Annotated in this window: 13 protein-coding genes; 1 reads left to right on the top strand and 12 read right to left on the bottom strand. The window is 61.3% G+C overall.

Translation table 11 applies throughout. The annotated features are described in order from the left end of the window. Positions 1 to 12: 12 nt before the first annotated feature. From P3C18_RS10300 to P3C18_RS10355, 12 genes are all read right to left on the bottom strand, one after another. On the bottom strand, positions 13 to 546 hold the full coding sequence (locus P3C18_RS10300) for a chemotaxis protein CheW (protein ID WP_275961765.1): 534 nt from the start codon (positions 544 to 546) through the stop codon (positions 13 to 15). A gap of 9 nt (positions 547 to 555) precedes the next feature. After that, positions 556 to 2,193, bottom strand: coding sequence for a methyl-accepting chemotaxis protein (locus P3C18_RS10305; RefSeq protein ID WP_275961766.1), 1,638 nt, complete (start codon positions 2,191 to 2,193; stop codon positions 556 to 558). 17 nt (positions 2,194 to 2,210) lie between these two features. Further along, positions 2,211 to 4,427: a chemotaxis protein CheA gene (locus tag P3C18_RS10310; RefSeq protein WP_275961767.1), complete on the bottom strand. Its 2,217-nt coding sequence runs from the start codon at positions 4,425 to 4,427 to the stop codon at positions 2,211 to 2,213. Beyond that, a complete protein-coding gene (locus tag P3C18_RS10315; RefSeq protein ID WP_275961768.1) occupies positions 4,424 to 4,762 on the bottom strand; it encodes an STAS domain-containing protein in 339 nt (112 codons plus the stop codon). Before P3C18_RS10315 ends, P3C18_RS10310 begins: the two co-directional genes overlap by 4 nt. A 10-nt stretch (positions 4,763 to 4,772) precedes the next feature. After that, positions 4,773 to 5,141 carry a response regulator gene (locus P3C18_RS10320; protein WP_182834340.1) on the bottom strand — a complete coding sequence of 123 codons (369 nt, stop codon included), beginning with the start codon at positions 5,139 to 5,141 and terminating at the stop codon, positions 4,773 to 4,775. A 30-nt stretch (positions 5,142 to 5,171) separates the two neighbouring features. Next, entirely contained in the window at positions 5,172 to 6,305 is a 1,134-nt protein-coding gene (locus tag P3C18_RS10325) for a methyl-accepting chemotaxis protein (RefSeq protein WP_275961769.1), read from the bottom strand. A 247-nt stretch (positions 6,306 to 6,552) separates the two neighbouring features. Further along, positions 6,553 to 7,194 (bottom strand): response regulator transcription factor, encoded by a 642-nt coding sequence (locus P3C18_RS10330; protein ID WP_275961770.1) that lies wholly within the window; start codon positions 7,192 to 7,194, stop codon positions 6,553 to 6,555. Between the two features lie 297 nt (positions 7,195 to 7,491). Continuing rightward, the gene (locus P3C18_RS10335) at positions 7,492 to 8,751 is read right to left on the bottom strand and encodes a cyanophycinase (protein ID WP_275961771.1); all 1,260 of its coding nucleotides are present in this window, start codon (positions 8,749 to 8,751) and stop codon (positions 7,492 to 7,494) included. Positions 8,752 to 8,859: 108 nt separating this feature from the next. After that, positions 8,860 to 9,624: a transporter substrate-binding domain-containing protein gene (locus P3C18_RS10340; protein ID WP_275961772.1), complete on the bottom strand. Its 765-nt coding sequence runs from the start codon at positions 9,622 to 9,624 to the stop codon at positions 8,860 to 8,862. A 169-nt stretch (positions 9,625 to 9,793) separates the two neighbouring features. After that, a complete protein-coding gene (locus tag P3C18_RS10345) occupies positions 9,794 to 11,077 on the bottom strand; it encodes an OprD family porin (RefSeq protein ID WP_275961773.1) in 1,284 nt (427 codons plus the stop codon). Between the two features lie 78 nt (positions 11,078 to 11,155). After that, the gene (locus tag P3C18_RS10350) at positions 11,156 to 11,479 is read right to left on the bottom strand and encodes a hypothetical protein (RefSeq protein WP_275961774.1); all 324 of its coding nucleotides are present in this window, start codon (positions 11,477 to 11,479) and stop codon (positions 11,156 to 11,158) included. Positions 11,480 to 11,546: 67 nt separating this feature from the next. After that, on the bottom strand, positions 11,547 to 13,316 hold the full coding sequence (locus P3C18_RS10355) for a cyanophycinase (RefSeq protein ID WP_275961775.1): 1,770 nt from the start codon (positions 13,314 to 13,316) through the stop codon (positions 11,547 to 11,549). A gap of 509 nt (positions 13,317 to 13,825) precedes the next feature. Between P3C18_RS10355 and P3C18_RS10360 the strand changes: the two genes are divergently transcribed. Next, positions 13,826 to 14,602: an ABC transporter substrate-binding protein gene (locus tag P3C18_RS10360; RefSeq protein ID WP_275961776.1), complete on the top strand. Its 777-nt coding sequence runs from the start codon at positions 13,826 to 13,828 to the stop codon at positions 14,600 to 14,602. Positions 14,603 to 14,675: the final 73 nt, after the last annotated feature.

Here is a 14,675-nt window from a genome sequence, read left to right on the forward strand (position 1 = left end):
AGCCATAACGCCTCACACTTCGCTCTGTTCAAGGCCGCCCACCAGCTCGGCGAGCTCATCGAGTGACAGCACCTGGGGAATATCCAGCACCACCACAAACTGCTCGTGGTGCTTGAGGATGCCGGCAATAAAATCTGCGCGAATGCGCGCACCAAAGGCCGGGCGGCTTTCCAGTTGATGGCCTTCCACGGCCAGCACTTCGTTGACTGCATCGACGATGATGCCGAGCAGTTGCATGCTGTCGCCCTGCTCGACCTCGACGATTACGATGCAGGTGCGCTTGGCAATCGGCGTGCGCTCACGACCGAAACGTACCGCCAGATCGATCACCGGCACCACCGCGCCGCGCAGGTTGATCACCCCACGCAGGAAGCTCGGCATCAGTGGAATTTCAGTCAGGCCGCCGAACTCGATAATTTCGCGAATATGCTCAATCGGCAGGGCGAACAGCTCCTGGCCCAGGGTCAGGGTCAGAAACTGCTGAGTCAGCGGCGTTTCCACCGGGGCCGCCGCGCGGCCCTGGATATGGGCTGGCAAGGTACTCATGGCAGCCTCCTAGAAGCGGGTAAAGGCCGACTCATCGATCTGATCATCGTGCAGATGACGGCGTACCGGCTGCGTCGGCTTGCTCATGGCCGTCGGCCGGTTTCTGCCGGTCGGGGTGCCGGGCATCTGCCGCGCCGCCACTTCGGCCAGCTGGAAGAACTGAATCATTTCCTGCAGCTGCACGGCCTGGCCGCTCATTTCCTCGGAGGTCGAGGACAGCTCTTCGGAAGCCGAAGCATTCACCTGAGTGATCTGCGCCAGCTGGCCAACCGCCAGGTTGATCTGCTCCAAGCCGGTGTTCTGCTCGCGCGAGGCGGCGGAGATTTCCTGCACCAGATCGGCCGTCTTGCGGATCGACGGCACCATCTGCTCCAGCAGTTGCCCGGCACGTTCGGCCAGGGTCACGCTGTCGCTGGCCACCGAGCCGATTTCCTGCGCGGCCACCTGGCTGCGTTCGGCCAGCTTGCGCACTTCGGCGGCCACCACGGCAAAGCCTTTGCCATGATCACCGGCGCGCGCGGCTTCAATCGCCGCGTTAAGCGCCAACAGGTTGGTCTGGTAGGCGATGTCATCGATGATGCCAATCTTGCCGGCGATCTGGCGCATGGCGTTAACCATCTCGCGCACCGCTGCGCCGCCTTCCACCGCATCCTTGGACGACTGGCTGGCCATGCCGTCGGTGACCTTGGCGTTCTCGCTGTTCTGCGCCACGGTGGCGGCAATTTCTTCCACCGAAGCGCTGGTTTCCTCAACGCTGGCGGCTTGCTCGGAGGCGTTCTGGCTCAGCGCCTGGGCCGAAGCCGCGACCTGCTCGGAGGCCGAAGCCAGCGAGTCAGCGGTCATGCGCACATCGCCCATGATCGAGCGCAGCTTGAGCACCATCTGCTGCAGGCTGTAGAGCATGCTGCTCTGGTCGCCATCTTTCAGGCGGATATCCACGGTCAGGTCACCGGCCGCCACGCGCTGCAGCGATTCCATCGCCGCATACGGCTCACCGCCGAGCTGGCGCAGCAGGCTGCGGGTAATCATTACGCCCAACAACACAGCCAGCAGCAGGCTCAGCACGATGCACGCAACGGCAACCGCAAACACCAGGTTGTAACGGTCATGGGCCAGGTCGTACTCGCTCTTGGCCACGGTCAACTGCACATCAACCAACTGGCCAAAACGGTCGGAGACCGGATCGATCTTCTGGTACAGCTCGCTGCTGATAAATTGCTCCAGGGCCAGTTGGTCGCGCCCCTCGAGAATACGCAGCAACTTAGCGTTGGCCTCGTCGGCTTCCTTCAGCAGCGGTTTCAGCTCATCAACCAGCACCTGCTCCTCACCCACCAGTCGGGTCGAGGTGAAGCTGGTCCAGCTCTGCTGAATCGCCTCTTCGGCCTTGTTCACGCTGCGCAGCGCTTCCTGCCAGCTGAGCGCGCCGATGCGGACCTTGTGCGTGGTATCGACGATGCTTACCGCGTAGTTGTCGGAAATCACTTTCAGATCACGCAGCGGTACAACCCGGTCGTTGTAAACCGTTTCCATGCCGGCGTTGGATTCGCGCATACCGAAAATTCCCAGCACACCGATCAGCAGCAGAAACAGGATAAGCACCCCTGCGAGCAGGAGCAGGCGGGTCGCCACCGTCATTTTGTCGAACATTTTCTTCTCCCGGCTTTTTATTGAGTCCGCGCCACGGCGGCAGAGCCATCTGCGCGTCGGAGGTTGGCACTGACTGAGTTTTCAGCGGCTGCACTGGCACGCTGAATCAAATGGGCGACATCAAGAATCAGCGCCACACTCCCGTCACCGAGAATGGTGGAGCCACTGAGCACCTTGTTTTGCGCAAAAATCTGTCCCAGGGGTTTGATCACCGCCTGCAGTTCACCAACCAGTTGATCGACCACCACGCCGGCGCGGTTGCTGCCGAACTGCAGCACCACCAGGCTCTCGCGCGCGCCAGCGCTCGGCGGCAGGCCAAACAGGCTGCGCAGGCGCACATAGGGCAGCGGTTCGCCGCGCAGGTTGAGCAGGTCATGCAGCTCGACCTGCGGGCCGAGGTCGACACACTCGACCACCTGATCCAGCGGCAGCACGAAGGCCTCATCGGCAACCCGCACCTGGAAGCCATCGATAATGGCCAGGGTCAGCGGCAAGCGGATGCGCACCGTGGTGCCCTGGCCGAATACGCTAAGCACCTCGACTTCGCCGCGCAATTTTTCGATATTGCTGCGCACCACATCCATACCCACGCCGCGTCCAGACAGGTTGGTCACCGTCTCGGCGGTGGAGAAGCCAGCCTCGAAAATCAGGCGGAACACTTCACTGTCGCTGAGCACCTGATCGGGCTGCACCAAACCCTTTTCCAGCGCCTTGGCGAGGATGCGCGGCCGATCCAGGCCACGGCCGTCGTCGGTCACTTCAATCACAATGCTGCCGGACTCGTGATAGGCATTCAGGCGCAGTGCGCCGCGCTGCGTCTTGCCGGCGGCCAGGCGGTCGGCCGAGCGTTCGATACCGTGGTCCATGGCGTTGCGCACGATATGCATCAGCGGATCGGCGAGCTTCTCCACCATCGACTTATCCAGTTCGGTGTCCGCACCGGTAATCAGCAGCTCGATGTCCTTATCCAGCTCCTTGCTGATATCGCGCACCACCCGTGGGAAACGCTGGAACACTTCACCGATGGCCACCATGCGCAGCGACAGCGAGGCATCGCGAATATGCTCGACCAGGGTCGCCACCGCTTCATTGGCTTCGCCCATGGCCGCCGGGCAGCCCTGGCGCAGCGACAGGCTGGCTGCCGCACCGGCAATCACCAGTTCGCCCACCAGGTTGATCAGCTCATCCAGCTTGCCGACCTCGACCTTGATAAACACCTGCTCATGCACGCGCTTGTCGTCGGCTTGCTTCTGCTTGCTCAGCGCCGCCGACACCAGCGGCGGCGCCACCAGCTGTTCTTCCACCAACAAGGTGCCCAGCGGCGGTGCCGGCTGCGGCGCGGCAGACTGCAGGGCGAGCACGCGTTGCAGTTCGTGGGCAGTCAGCGCGCCGCTCTTGAGCAGGATTTCGCCGAGTTTGCGCGGCGACTCAGGCAGGCTGACGATCAGGTTGAGGTAGGCCTCGATCTTGCTGTGCGGCGGCAGGATCAGCAGCTGGCTGTCCTCGCGAATAAACTCGAAGGCATCCTCGACCTCCTGCTTGCTGGCCTGGGATTCGAACTCAATCTCGAAGCCCAGGTAATTGCTTTCGGCATCAAAGTCTTCGGCCAGCGGCAGGGTATCGGTCAGGGTATGCAGGTAGACAATGCGCCCCAGCTTGCTCAGGTAGCGCAGAAACGACAGCGGGTCCATGCCGTTGCGCAGCACATCGCTGTTGGGCCGTAGCGAGATATGCCAGAGGTCGCTGCCGACTTCTTCGCCAGTCAACACATCGACCTTGCCGCTTGGCACCTGCGACAGTTGCGTTTGCTCAGGAAGCGGCGCCGCGGCAACGGGCTCGACACCTTGTTCCAGGTATTCATTGAGCTGGCTGATCAGGTGCGCGCGCAGCTCGGGGTTGGGGTCGATGGCTTCGCTGCGGTCTTCGACGGCGGTAATCAGGCTGCCGATGTAATCGCCGCAGGTCAGTAGCAACGAAAGCATGCTGCCATCCAGGGATTTTTCGCCGTTGCGCACCTGATCCAACAGGCTTTCCACCACATGGGTGAAGTTGATCAGCGACTCCAGGCCAAACAGCCCGGCCGAGCCTTTGATGGTGTGCGCGGCGCGGAAGATGGCGTTGACCCGCTCGGCGTTGTAGCCGTCGCTTTCGATTTCCAGCAGCGCATCTTCCATGTCCACCAGCAGTTCGCGGGCCTCCTGAACCAATGCACCACGGGCCTGATCAAGGTTCATGGGCGACCTCCGCGAGCATCCAGCGGAATCACCATGGGGTCGCCGAGTTCGGCCACCAGGTTGAGCAGATCGAGCACTTCACGCACTGCCGGCGAGTGCTGGATAAAAGCTAGGCTGCGGCCCTGGCGCTGCGCCTCGCGTTTGAGCAGCAGGAGGATCTGCACCCCGGTGCTGTCGAAATCCTCGACCGCACCCAGGTCAATCTCCAGCTGTTTATGGCTGCCCAGCAGGCCGAGCAGTTCATCCTTGAGCTGGACAGCGCTGTAGATATTGAATTCGCCTGCTATTTCGAAGATGTACCGTCCAGTTTCTTCACGACTGTTTATTACGGTCACGGCTACGTCCTCAGGGCAGAATCAGTTTCGACACTGCATCGAGCAGCACCGGCGGCTGAAAGGGCTTGACCACCCAGGCGCGCACGCCGGCGGCCTTGCCTTCGGCCTTCTTCGCCTCACCGGCTTCGGTGGTGAGCATGATCACCGGGGTGAACTTGTAGGCCGGCAACAACTTGGCCGATTTGACGAAGGTGATGCCGTCCATATTCGGCATGTTCACGTCCGAGACAATCAGGTTGATCTTGCGACCATCCAGCTTGCTCAGTGCGTCCTTGCCATCACAGGCCTCCAGCACGTCGTAGCCGGCGCCCTTAAGGGCAATGCCGACGACTTGCCGAAAACTGGTCGAGTCATCCACTACCAAGACCGTCTTTCCCATTACTGTGCGTCCCGTGGTTCTGAAGTTGCGTTAAAAGAAGGTGACCGAAGATTGCTCGACGCTGGCGGCGCGCTGACCGCTGTGCACGCGCTGCTGCTCCAGGGTGGTGTAGCTCGACTCCAGGCGGCGCAGCCAATCGCGGCTGGCCGGCACCACCGGCTCGCCCAGGCTGTCGCGCAGGCGCTGCATGTCCTCGCTGATATGCGAAATGATCTGGCTGACACGGTCCTGGAACTGCAGGTCAACCAATACCGCGTTGACCGTCTGCTCGACCTCACGACTGTTGTCCTGGAGCATCTGCAGGCGCTGCTCCAGCTGCGCCACACCATCGCCCAGCTCGCCGAGCACCTTGCCGACGATGCGTTCGGCGGCCTCGATGCCGTCATGGCTGTTGGTGTCCATCTGCTCGGCCCGCGCCACCATGGATTCCATGGAGCGGCCCATAATCTGCACCTTCTCGGTGATCTTGGTGCCAGTTTCGCCGGACATCGACGACAGCTTGCGCACCTCATCGGCCACCACCGAGAAACCGCGCCCAGCCTCGCCGGCCCGCGCCGCTTCGATGGCGGCGTTGAGCGCCAGCAGGTTGGTCTGCGAGGCAATCTTGGCGACATCCTCGGCCATGCCGTGCAGCTCGGTGACAAAACGGCTGAGTTCGCGAATCTCCACCAGAAAGCGCTCGCGCTCGCCCTGGGTGTCGTCGAGCATCTTCACCGCCTGCGGCAGTTCGACCTGGGCGCTGCGCAGCACCTCGAACACGCCGCCACCGTCTTCGCCGGCGCCGAGGTCCAGGGCCTGGCTGATCTGCTGGCTCATGCTGATAAATTTCTCGGTCAGGCCGCCAGTGGCGCTGGAGGTCTGGCCATTGACCAGTTCGATATGGCGCATCCACAACGGCAACACCGCATCGAGCAGTTCGCGCAGCGCCGTCAGGTTGCTTTGCACCTCATCGAGGGCCTGCGCCGACACCTGCGGCTCAAGCACCGCTTGCTCCAGCGCCGGGCTGGCGACCAGCAACCACAACCACAGCAGCAGCACCGCGGCGGCCAACAGGCCGTGCCACCAGACGTCAGCCAGCACCAGACAGGCTGCCGGTAACAGCAACACACCAGCCACCAGCCAGGGACGCGAAACGTAAGCAAACAGTCGTGGATGCTTGATCATGGGGATTCTCGGTACTGACGAGGGAGGTTAGCGCTACCCGTGTTACAGCACGACGCCACAGCGCCGCGCTGGAAAAACTATAGGTCAGGCTCAGAGCATCAGCGAACCGACCACGCACTTAACGGCGACAAGCCACCTGATGGCTTACTGCCATCTGCTGCGGTGAGCTTATAAAATTGACGCCAAAAGGCTTATCAGTGATTTACCGGTGGGCGCAGGTAAATCTACCTAGGTAGAAAACGCGGTTTTAGTCGTCCAGCTTGATAATCCCGCGGCGCAGGGCATACATCACCAGACCGGCGAGGTCGCGAATGGCCAGGCGTTCCATGATCTGTGCACGATGGGTATCCACAGTTTTCACGCTGAGATTGAGGATAAACGCCACTTCCTTGTTGCTCTTGCCCTTGGCCAGCCAGTACAGCACTTCCTGCTGGCGACTGGTGAGCAGCTCCAGCGGGTCTTCGCCGCCGCGCCCGGAGGCCGCATCAATCACCTGCCCGGCCACTCGCGGGCTGAGGTAACGGTGGCCGCCCAGTACCGATTGCAGGGCCAGTTGCAGCTCGATCACCGCCGCATCCTTGAGTAGATAGCCGCTGGCGCCCATCTGCATGGCCTTGAGTACATAGTCGCGGGTGTCGTGCATGGACAGCAGAATCACCGGCAGCTGCGGCCAGCGTGAACGCACCATGGTCAGCGCTTCCAGCCCCGAACAGCGGCGCATGGTCAGGTCGAGCAGCAGCACATCGGGCTGATGGCTTTCGACCAGCGCCTCGACCTGATCACCATCACTGCCCTCGGCCACCACCTGATAGCCTGCCTCGATCAGCAGCGAGCGAATGCCCGCACGGACCAGTTCGTGATCATCGACCAATACAACCCGCGCAGACATTTACAGACTCCTCAGACGGGGCATACCCCCGGTACAACTGGCAGACACCGTTCCCTGGCTTGGCATTGTTATCGTGCAACGCCTGGCAGCCGGCTGACCAGCCCCAAACGCGCGGCGCATTCTGCGTGAGGGCCAACAGCCGAACAATCAGCCAGTTACTGAGGCGAAATGTAGGGCAGATGCGCGCATCGTGCAGGAAACCTTGCCCACAGGACTGAAATAGCAAAGCCACTTCCTAACAGAAAGTGGCTTCGCTCAGTGGCCGCCGCCAGCAAAAGCCGGCGGGCCGCAGTTCGCTTAGTTAGGACGGAAATCCATCAGCAAACGCAGGTAGGAAAGCATGTTCTTGCCGCCAACGGTGCCCTGGTAACCGTGGCTATCGAACTGGCTGCTTTTGAACAGATCGACGCGAAAGCGCGGGTTGGTTTCATAAGTACGCCCCAGAGTCGTGGTCACGCGGCTGTCGAACAGATCGGCGCTGACTTTGACGAACTCGCGCGGTTTGCGCCGGCCAGCGCTGGTGCTGTTGTTCGGGCTGCTGAAAATATCGGTGGAGGCGGTCATCGCCGAGCTGTAGCGCTCGCGGCCGCGCAAGCTGGTCTTGCCGCTGGCGATGACGAACTGGCCGGTTACCGGGCGATAGCGATCACCCGCCGTCAAGTAGCTACCCAGCACGTCATACAAGGCGTAGCTGCTGCCGGTACCGCGCTCTTTGTTGCGCAGATCGAAGATAAACACGCCGTTTTCACCGATGACTTCCATTTCCACCTGGCCCAGGGTGGCGTTGTTCTGCACCAGCAGCGCGGTGTTTTCATCGACACCGAAGGCAAACGGCACCTGGGTGTGATCCGCCAGGCGCACGATACGGCCCTGACGGCCACGCTCGCTAAAGTGGGTATCGAGCAAACCGTAATTGAAGAAGCCAAAACCGCCCTGCATGTCATAGGACAGGTCATCGCCACCCGGCGAGGTGTACACGCCATAACGCAGCGCGTCATAGCTTTCACCGCCGGTGACCATCGGCCCCTGCACCATGATCGCCGTACCGGCACTGGTGCCCGCCAATACCGCGCCAGCGTTATGCCGCGCGCGAATGGCCGCCAAGGCTGGGCTGTCGGCACGGGTCGCGGTTTGCAGGGTCTGGGTCAGACGCGACTGGTCGCCACCGCCGAAAAAGAAGCCGGTCATGCTGTTGATCTGCGCGACCACCTGCGGATTGCTGTTATTGCTGATCTGATCCAGGTCGATAGGGATCCACTGCGCATCAGCGGCGCCGTAAGTCTCCAGCAGCTGGGCATAGAACTCGCCATTGGCTTTGGAGTTGGCGGCATCGGCAGTGCCGGCATCCGGGTCGTCGCTTTCCGGGATCGAGGCCGCGGTAATCACGCCAATTCGCGCCTGGCCATTGCCACCGGCCAGTTGAATCAGGCGCTGATAGATCGCCGTGTTGTCATCCTTGAGGCCGCCGCCAATCAATATCAGCGGGCCGGCGCTGTAGCCGGTGACGGGTAGAAGGGCGAGCAGCAACGCGCTGCACCGCATAAATGATCTGATCATGGTTCGAGTTCTCCGATGTGCGCTCGGCGCACGCTTGTTGTGAGAGTTGTAAAACGGGAACTGCTGCAGATAACGCCGCGTGGCTCTCTGGGTGGCTGACTCCTTCGGCTAATACACCGTGAATTGTTTGAAGTACTGCTTCTCGATGCGCTTGTAGACGCCGTTGCTGAGGATCACGCTGAGGGCTCTATCCAGCCGCTCACGCAATAGGTGATCGCCCTTGCGCACGGCGATGCCCTGGCCTTTGCCAAAGTGTTTGGGAGCGACCACCTTGTTGCCGACCTGCTCGAAACCCTGGCCCTGGGCCGTGTCGAGAAAGCCGAAATAGCCGGACACCGCGTCATCCAGCACCAGGTCAACGCGCCCTGCGCCGAGCGCCTGGTACATGCCCTCGGCGGAATCGAAGCGCAGCAGCTCGGTGTGCTGCTGGTATTTGTCAGTGAGGAAGCGGTCATAAGTGGTGTCGCGCTGCACACCCAGGCGTTTGCCGGCAATGCGCCTTGGGGTGATGATCACCTGATTGACCAGGCCCTTGCGGGCGAAGAAGAACGCCGGGGTCTGCGCATATTTGGCGGTGAAGTCGACCAGTTCGGCGCGCTGCGCGGTGATCGACATGGACGCCAGAATCAGGTCCGCACGCTGCTCATTGAGTGCCGGAATCAAATCGTCCCAGGCAAACCTGACCAGCTGACAATCGGCCGCCATGGCCTGACACAGGGCCTGGGCGATATCGACATTGAAGCCGCGTAATTGGCCGCTCGCATCGATTTGCTCGAAGGGCGGAAACTGCCCTTCCATGGCGATACGCAGGGGCTGCGCCTGTACGCTGCTTAGCAGCATCAAGCCCAGCATAAATAGGGTTGTTCGTAGCATTTCGGTGCCCCTTGCAAGCGCTGTCAGAGCGACAGCCTGGGGTCAGAGGCCAGGCTCCAAGCCGAGAAAAGAGGCGCCGCACAGGGCGCCTTAAGGCCAAAGGAGCAATGGGAGCTGACCTTGAATAACCAACCGGCCGCTTCACCAGCATGAGCGGCCGGCGACTGCCTTACAGAATGCTCAGCGGGTACTCGACGATCAGGCGTACTTCGTCGAGGTCGCTGTCAAATGCGGTGGAGCGGTGCGTGGCCTGACGCAGGCGCACGGACAGGTCCTTGGCGGCACCGGACTGCACCACGTACTTGGCTTCCAGATCGCGCTCCCAGTGCTTCTCGTCATCGCCCGCCCAGCCGGCGAAGGCGCCATTCGGATCGGCCTTGGTGCCGTCGATGTCATCACCCTTGATGTAACGCGCCATAAAGCTCAGGCCCGGCACGCCGAAGGTCGCCATGTTCAGGTCGTAACGCACCTGCACGGAACGCTCGTTGGGGGCGTTGAAGTCGGAGTACTGCACGGAGTTGGCCAGCCAGATCGAGTCGCCACCGATGTAGTCGAAGAACTCGTCGCCATTGACCTTCTGGTACGCCAGGCTGAGCTTGTGCGCGCCGAAGCTGTAGGCGGCTTTCAGCGAGTAGGTCAGGGTATCCAGCTCACCTGCCAGGGCATCACCCTGGTCATCGGTCTTGTAGGCCACCAGGTCGAAGTTCAGCGCCTGATCGTCAGCCAGCGGGATGGTGTAGTAGACGTTGGCGAAGTACTGACGCCAGATGTCTTCGGCTTCGCTGCCGTAGAGCGCTACGCTGAGGTTGTCGGTGAAGTTGTAGGTGCCGCCGACGAAATCGACGCTGCGTGCTTCGACTTCCGCGTATTCACTGGTCAGCTCGCCATCGGAGTTGCTCGAGTTGCGGCGATTGATCGCGGTGAAATGGCCCGCTTCGAGGGAGAGCGCGTCGAACTCACTGCTCGACAGCTGGAAGCCAGTTGCGGTCTCCGGCAGCAGGCGCGAGTCGCCAGTGGCGAAAACCGGGGCGGTGGGACGCTGCTCACCGAACTTCAATACTGTGGAGGAAACCCGCAGCTTGACCGCGCCGCCCAGCTCGCCGGTGTTGTCTTCGATGCGGCCATCGCCGTCCACCGGCATGATGCCGTTGCCGACGCTGCCGCGCCCGCCATCGAGCTTGATGCCGCCATAACCATGGGCATCGACACCGAAGCCGACGGTGCCCTGGGTAAAGCCGGACACATAATGCGCCTGGATGCCGTGGGCCCACTCATCACGAATATTACGTGTGGAGTTACGATAATCGCGGTGCATCCAGAAATTGCGATTGAGCAGGTTCAGCGTGCTGTCGGCAATAAAGCCCTTGGACTCTTGCTGCTCGCCGGCGACTGCCAGTTGCGAGCTGGCCGCGGCAACTGCCAGGGCGATCAGGCTCAGTTTTACAACGTTCATGGCTTACTCCATTGGTTTTTTATTGAACATCTTGAAAATCCGTCGCCGGGCAGCGACGCATTCCTTCCAGCACTGCCGCTAGGCAAACTGCTCCAGCGACAGCTCGGGCGGACACACGCCCTTGCTGATCACCGCCTCCAGGCACAGGGTCGCTGACGACTCTGCCCAGCAAACGAAATAGCCTTTGGCTTTCAATCGTTTGAGCTTGAATGGCCACTCCAGCTCGGTGCTGTTCTGGAGCGCCTGCAAGCTCGCCGGCAGCTGGATAATCGAGTAGAAGCCGGCCGTGGTTTGCACCCGCTCCAGCACCCGCAACGCTGGCTGTGCGGTGACTAAGGCGTGATTGCTCTGCGGCTGCAGCAGCTTTTCCAGGGCGAACGATTCCAACCTGCTGATTTGCATACAGGGACTCGCACTTTTCATCGGTGATTGGGGCGCCGCGACTAAGCGCGGCGCTTGGCGGTTTAGCTCAGCGCTTGAGCAAGCCACTGACCCTGGCCAGGGCCTGCGCCACTTCGGCTCGGGTCACCGGGGCATCCGGGTTGAAGCGACCCTTCTCGGCCTGCAACCAGCCCTCGCCCACCGTCAGGCTGGCAGCGTCGGCATAGGCTTTATCGACGCCAGCGAGGTCGGTCAGCGCAGCAGTTTTCGCCAGGCTGATGCCCTGGTAGCGCTCCACCAGAGCCTTGCAGGCCAGCGCCCACTCCTTGCGGGTGACCGGCTGGTTACCGGCAAAAGCATCAGCGCTGGTCATCCAACCGTTGGAAAGCACGGTGTTGAGCTGATCGCGCATCGGATCATCCGCACCGATATCTGTGAGCGTGGGCAGCGCATCCAGCTTGGGCTCAGCAGCCAGGGTCATCTGCAGGGCGTTGGCCAGTTCCAGGCGACTGATCGGCCGTTGCGGCTCGAAGGCGTTCTGCCCATTGAGGGTCATCAGGCCGCGGAAGCTCACGGCGCGAATCGCTTCGCCCGCCGCGCCGTTGCCGGCATCTTTAGGTGCGCTGGTAGCTGGGTCGCCGAGGTTGGCATTGACCGGGCGAATATCCAGGCGCACACCGCCCACGCTGTAGTTGGTCAGCGAATCGTAGAACTGGCTGTGGGCGCTGAAGTCAGCGGTTTTGCTGAACTCGAAACGGTAGCCGTAGTGGTAGCCGTTGAGCGGGTTGTAGCGGGTCATCAGGCCGACCTGGCGCGTCGCGGTGTTGTCTGCCAGGCCATAAAGCACCGCCCGGCCAATTGCCGAAACGGCCGACAGATCGGTGATCAGCTGGTTGCCCACCAGGTATTCGTTGCCGGCCTCGATGGCGGCTTTGCCTTCGGCAGGCTGCACCTTGCCGCTGGCCAGGTCATAACRGTCGCCGTTGCCGAGCATGGCCAGGCGCACGTTGCTCAACTGGGTGCCGTAGACACCGAATGTCTTCTCGGCCTGGCTGGCGTCCATCACCGTCAGGTAACCCTCGCCCAGCACCTGCACCTGACCATCGGGCTGCACCCACATGGCGGTGTTGGTATCCAGGCCGAAGCCGCGTGTGGACTTCTGCTCGGCGAGGTAGGCAGCCATGCGCGCGGCGCGGCCGGTGCTGGTTTCCTCGATCTGGTCGAGGTGCTGATCGATGATACCGCCGCTGAACAGGCCCGAGCCTTTCAGCACCGCAGCGCCGCGCTGGTCGGCCTTGCTGGCCACGCCGAAGTCCAGGGTATCCATGACCACGCCATAAGCGGTGGGCATCTGCGCGCCGAGGATGCTGGCACCCGCGCTGGTACCGGCGACCACGCCGCCCTTGTCATACAGCTTGCGGACTTCCTGCATCAGCAGCGACGGGCTGCCATCGGCATTAAACAATGCACGGGCGATACGCGCCTGATCGCCACCGACAAACCACACCGCGCTGGCCTCGCCCAGTGGCTTGACCACGGCCGCATCGTTCATGGTTGTCTGGTAGTTGCTCTTGTCGATGCCGACGATGCTGATGCGTTCGGCCGGGATGCCGAGGACCACCAGCTCGCTCATAAAGCGCTTGCTCGAACCCTGGCTACCGCTGGCGGTTGGCATGATCACGATGCGCGCATCTTTCTGGCCACCGGCCAGTTCGATGAACTTGGCGTACACCGGCGAGTTGCTCGCACGCAACATGCCGCCGACGGCCAGTAAATGACCTTCAGCCAGGGCTGCAGAGCTTGCACAGGAAAGGATCAGGGCGGCCACCGCCACGCGCTTGTTCAGCTGCTTTTTCATTCTTATTGCTCTTGTTATGAGAACTCGTGCGAGCCGGTGTCCCGGTCCCGTCAGCGCCTCCCTGCAGCAGGTAAAACACCGCGCCAGCCCTGGCTTTTCGGTTGTGAATTTAAATTTTCACAATCTCGCTTTGTGAAATTTTATATACCAACAAGAAAACCCGATCAAGCCTTTAGCGCCGACAGCTTGTCGCTCCAACAGCGCCAAAAAAATCTTCACCAGCAGCTATCCGCCGCGCTAGAGCGGCTTGAGCCATTTATCCGACAGAACGCATTTGACACAAATATTTCTAATAAGTAGTTTTATGAAAATAAACATGTCAAACCTACTCGCACTCAAACCCCAGGCCAGGCCTACTTAGCCCGGCCGAAACGAACAGAAGCCCACAAGGCTTCAGGTTGTAAGCCGCGCCATCTGGCGAGGCCATTGCTACAGGCAGTACCTGCTGATCACAGGCGAAGGCATGACGATCAGCGCAAACCCAAACGCCCCATCAAGGAGTCAATAAGATGAACAAGATCACACTTCTCGGCGCTCTGGCGCTCAGCGCCGTCAGCACACTCAGTGTCGCCAGCCAGGACAACCTGCGCATCGGTATCGAGGCGGCCTACCCGCCCTTCGCCTTCAAAACCCCGGACGGCAAGATCAGTGGTTTCGACTACGACATCGGCAACGCCCTGTGCGCGGAAATGAAGGTCAAATGTGAGTGGGTCGAGCAGGAATTCGACGGCCTGATCCCCTCGCTGAAAGTACGCAAGGTCGACGCCGTGCTGTCGTCCATGTCGATCACCGAAGACCGCCTGAAATCGGTGGACTTCAGCAAAAAGTACTACCACACCCCCGGCAAGCTGGCGATGAAGGCCGGTAGCGAAATCAAGGACCCGCTGGTCGATCTCAAAGGCAAGAAAGTCGGCGTGCAGCGCGCCTCCACCTACGACCGTTTCGCCAGCGACCAATTCGAGAAAGCCGGCATTGAAGTAGTGCGCTACGCCTCGCAGAACGAAGCCTTCCTCGACCTGGCTTCCGGTCGTTTGGACGCCACCCTGGCGGACATCATCAACATCGATGAAGGCTTTATCAAAACCCCAGCCGGCAAGGGTTTCGCCCTGGTCGGCCCGGACTTCAACGACCCGAAATACTTCGGTAACGGTGCCGGTATCGCCGTACGCAAAGGCGACAGCGAAAACGCCGCACGCATCAGCGCCGCCATCGACGCCATTCGCGCCAACGGCACCTATCAGGACGTGCAGGCCAAGTACTTCGAGTTCGATATCTACGGCAAGTAAGTACCGCTAACGCGCACGGTGCCTCCATTGCGAGGCACCTTTATCTCGTTGTAGCGCAGGCCATTCGGCCTCT

It is taken from the genome of Pseudomonas sp. 1928-m (assembly GCF_029269135.1).
GTDB lineage: Bacteria > Pseudomonadota > Gammaproteobacteria > Pseudomonadales > Pseudomonadaceae > Aquipseudomonas.

What these genes read in the sequence shown, in the direction of transcription:
- P3C18_RS10305 (WP_275961766.1), bottom strand. Translation starts at nt 2,193, where the DNA reads ATGTTCGACAAAATGACGGTGGCGACCCGCCTGCTCCTGCTCGCAGGG.
- P3C18_RS10345 (WP_275961773.1), bottom strand. Translation starts at nt 11,077, where the DNA reads ATGAACGTTGTAAAACTGAGCCTGATCGCCCTGGCAGTTGCCGCGGCC.
- P3C18_RS10330 (WP_275961770.1), bottom strand. Translation starts at nt 7,194, where the DNA reads ATGTCTGCGCGGGTTGTATTGGTCGATGATCACGAACTGGTCCGTGCG.
- P3C18_RS10360 (WP_275961776.1), top strand. Translation starts at nt 13,826, where the DNA reads ATGAACAAGATCACACTTCTCGGCGCTCTGGCGCTCAGCGCCGTCAGC.
- P3C18_RS10325 (WP_275961769.1), bottom strand. Translation starts at nt 6,305, where the DNA reads ATGATCAAGCATCCACGACTGTTTGCTTACGTTTCGCGTCCCTGGCTG.
- P3C18_RS10320 (WP_182834340.1), bottom strand. Translation starts at nt 5,141, where the DNA reads ATGGGAAAGACGGTCTTGGTAGTGGATGACTCGACCAGTTTTCGGCAA.
- P3C18_RS10335 (WP_275961771.1), bottom strand. Translation starts at nt 8,751, where the DNA reads ATGATCAGATCATTTATGCGGTGCAGCGCGTTGCTGCTCGCCCTTCTA.
- P3C18_RS10300 (WP_275961765.1), bottom strand. Translation starts at nt 546, where the DNA reads ATGAGTACCTTGCCAGCCCATATCCAGGGCCGCGCGGCGGCCCCGGTG.
- P3C18_RS10350 (WP_275961774.1), bottom strand. Translation starts at nt 11,479, where the DNA reads ATGCAAATCAGCAGGTTGGAATCGTTCGCCCTGGAAAAGCTGCTGCAG.
- P3C18_RS10340 (WP_275961772.1), bottom strand. Translation starts at nt 9,624, where the DNA reads ATGCTACGAACAACCCTATTTATGCTGGGCTTGATGCTGCTAAGCAGC.
- P3C18_RS10310 (WP_275961767.1), bottom strand. Translation starts at nt 4,427, where the DNA reads ATGAACCTTGATCAGGCCCGTGGTGCATTGGTTCAGGAGGCCCGCGAA.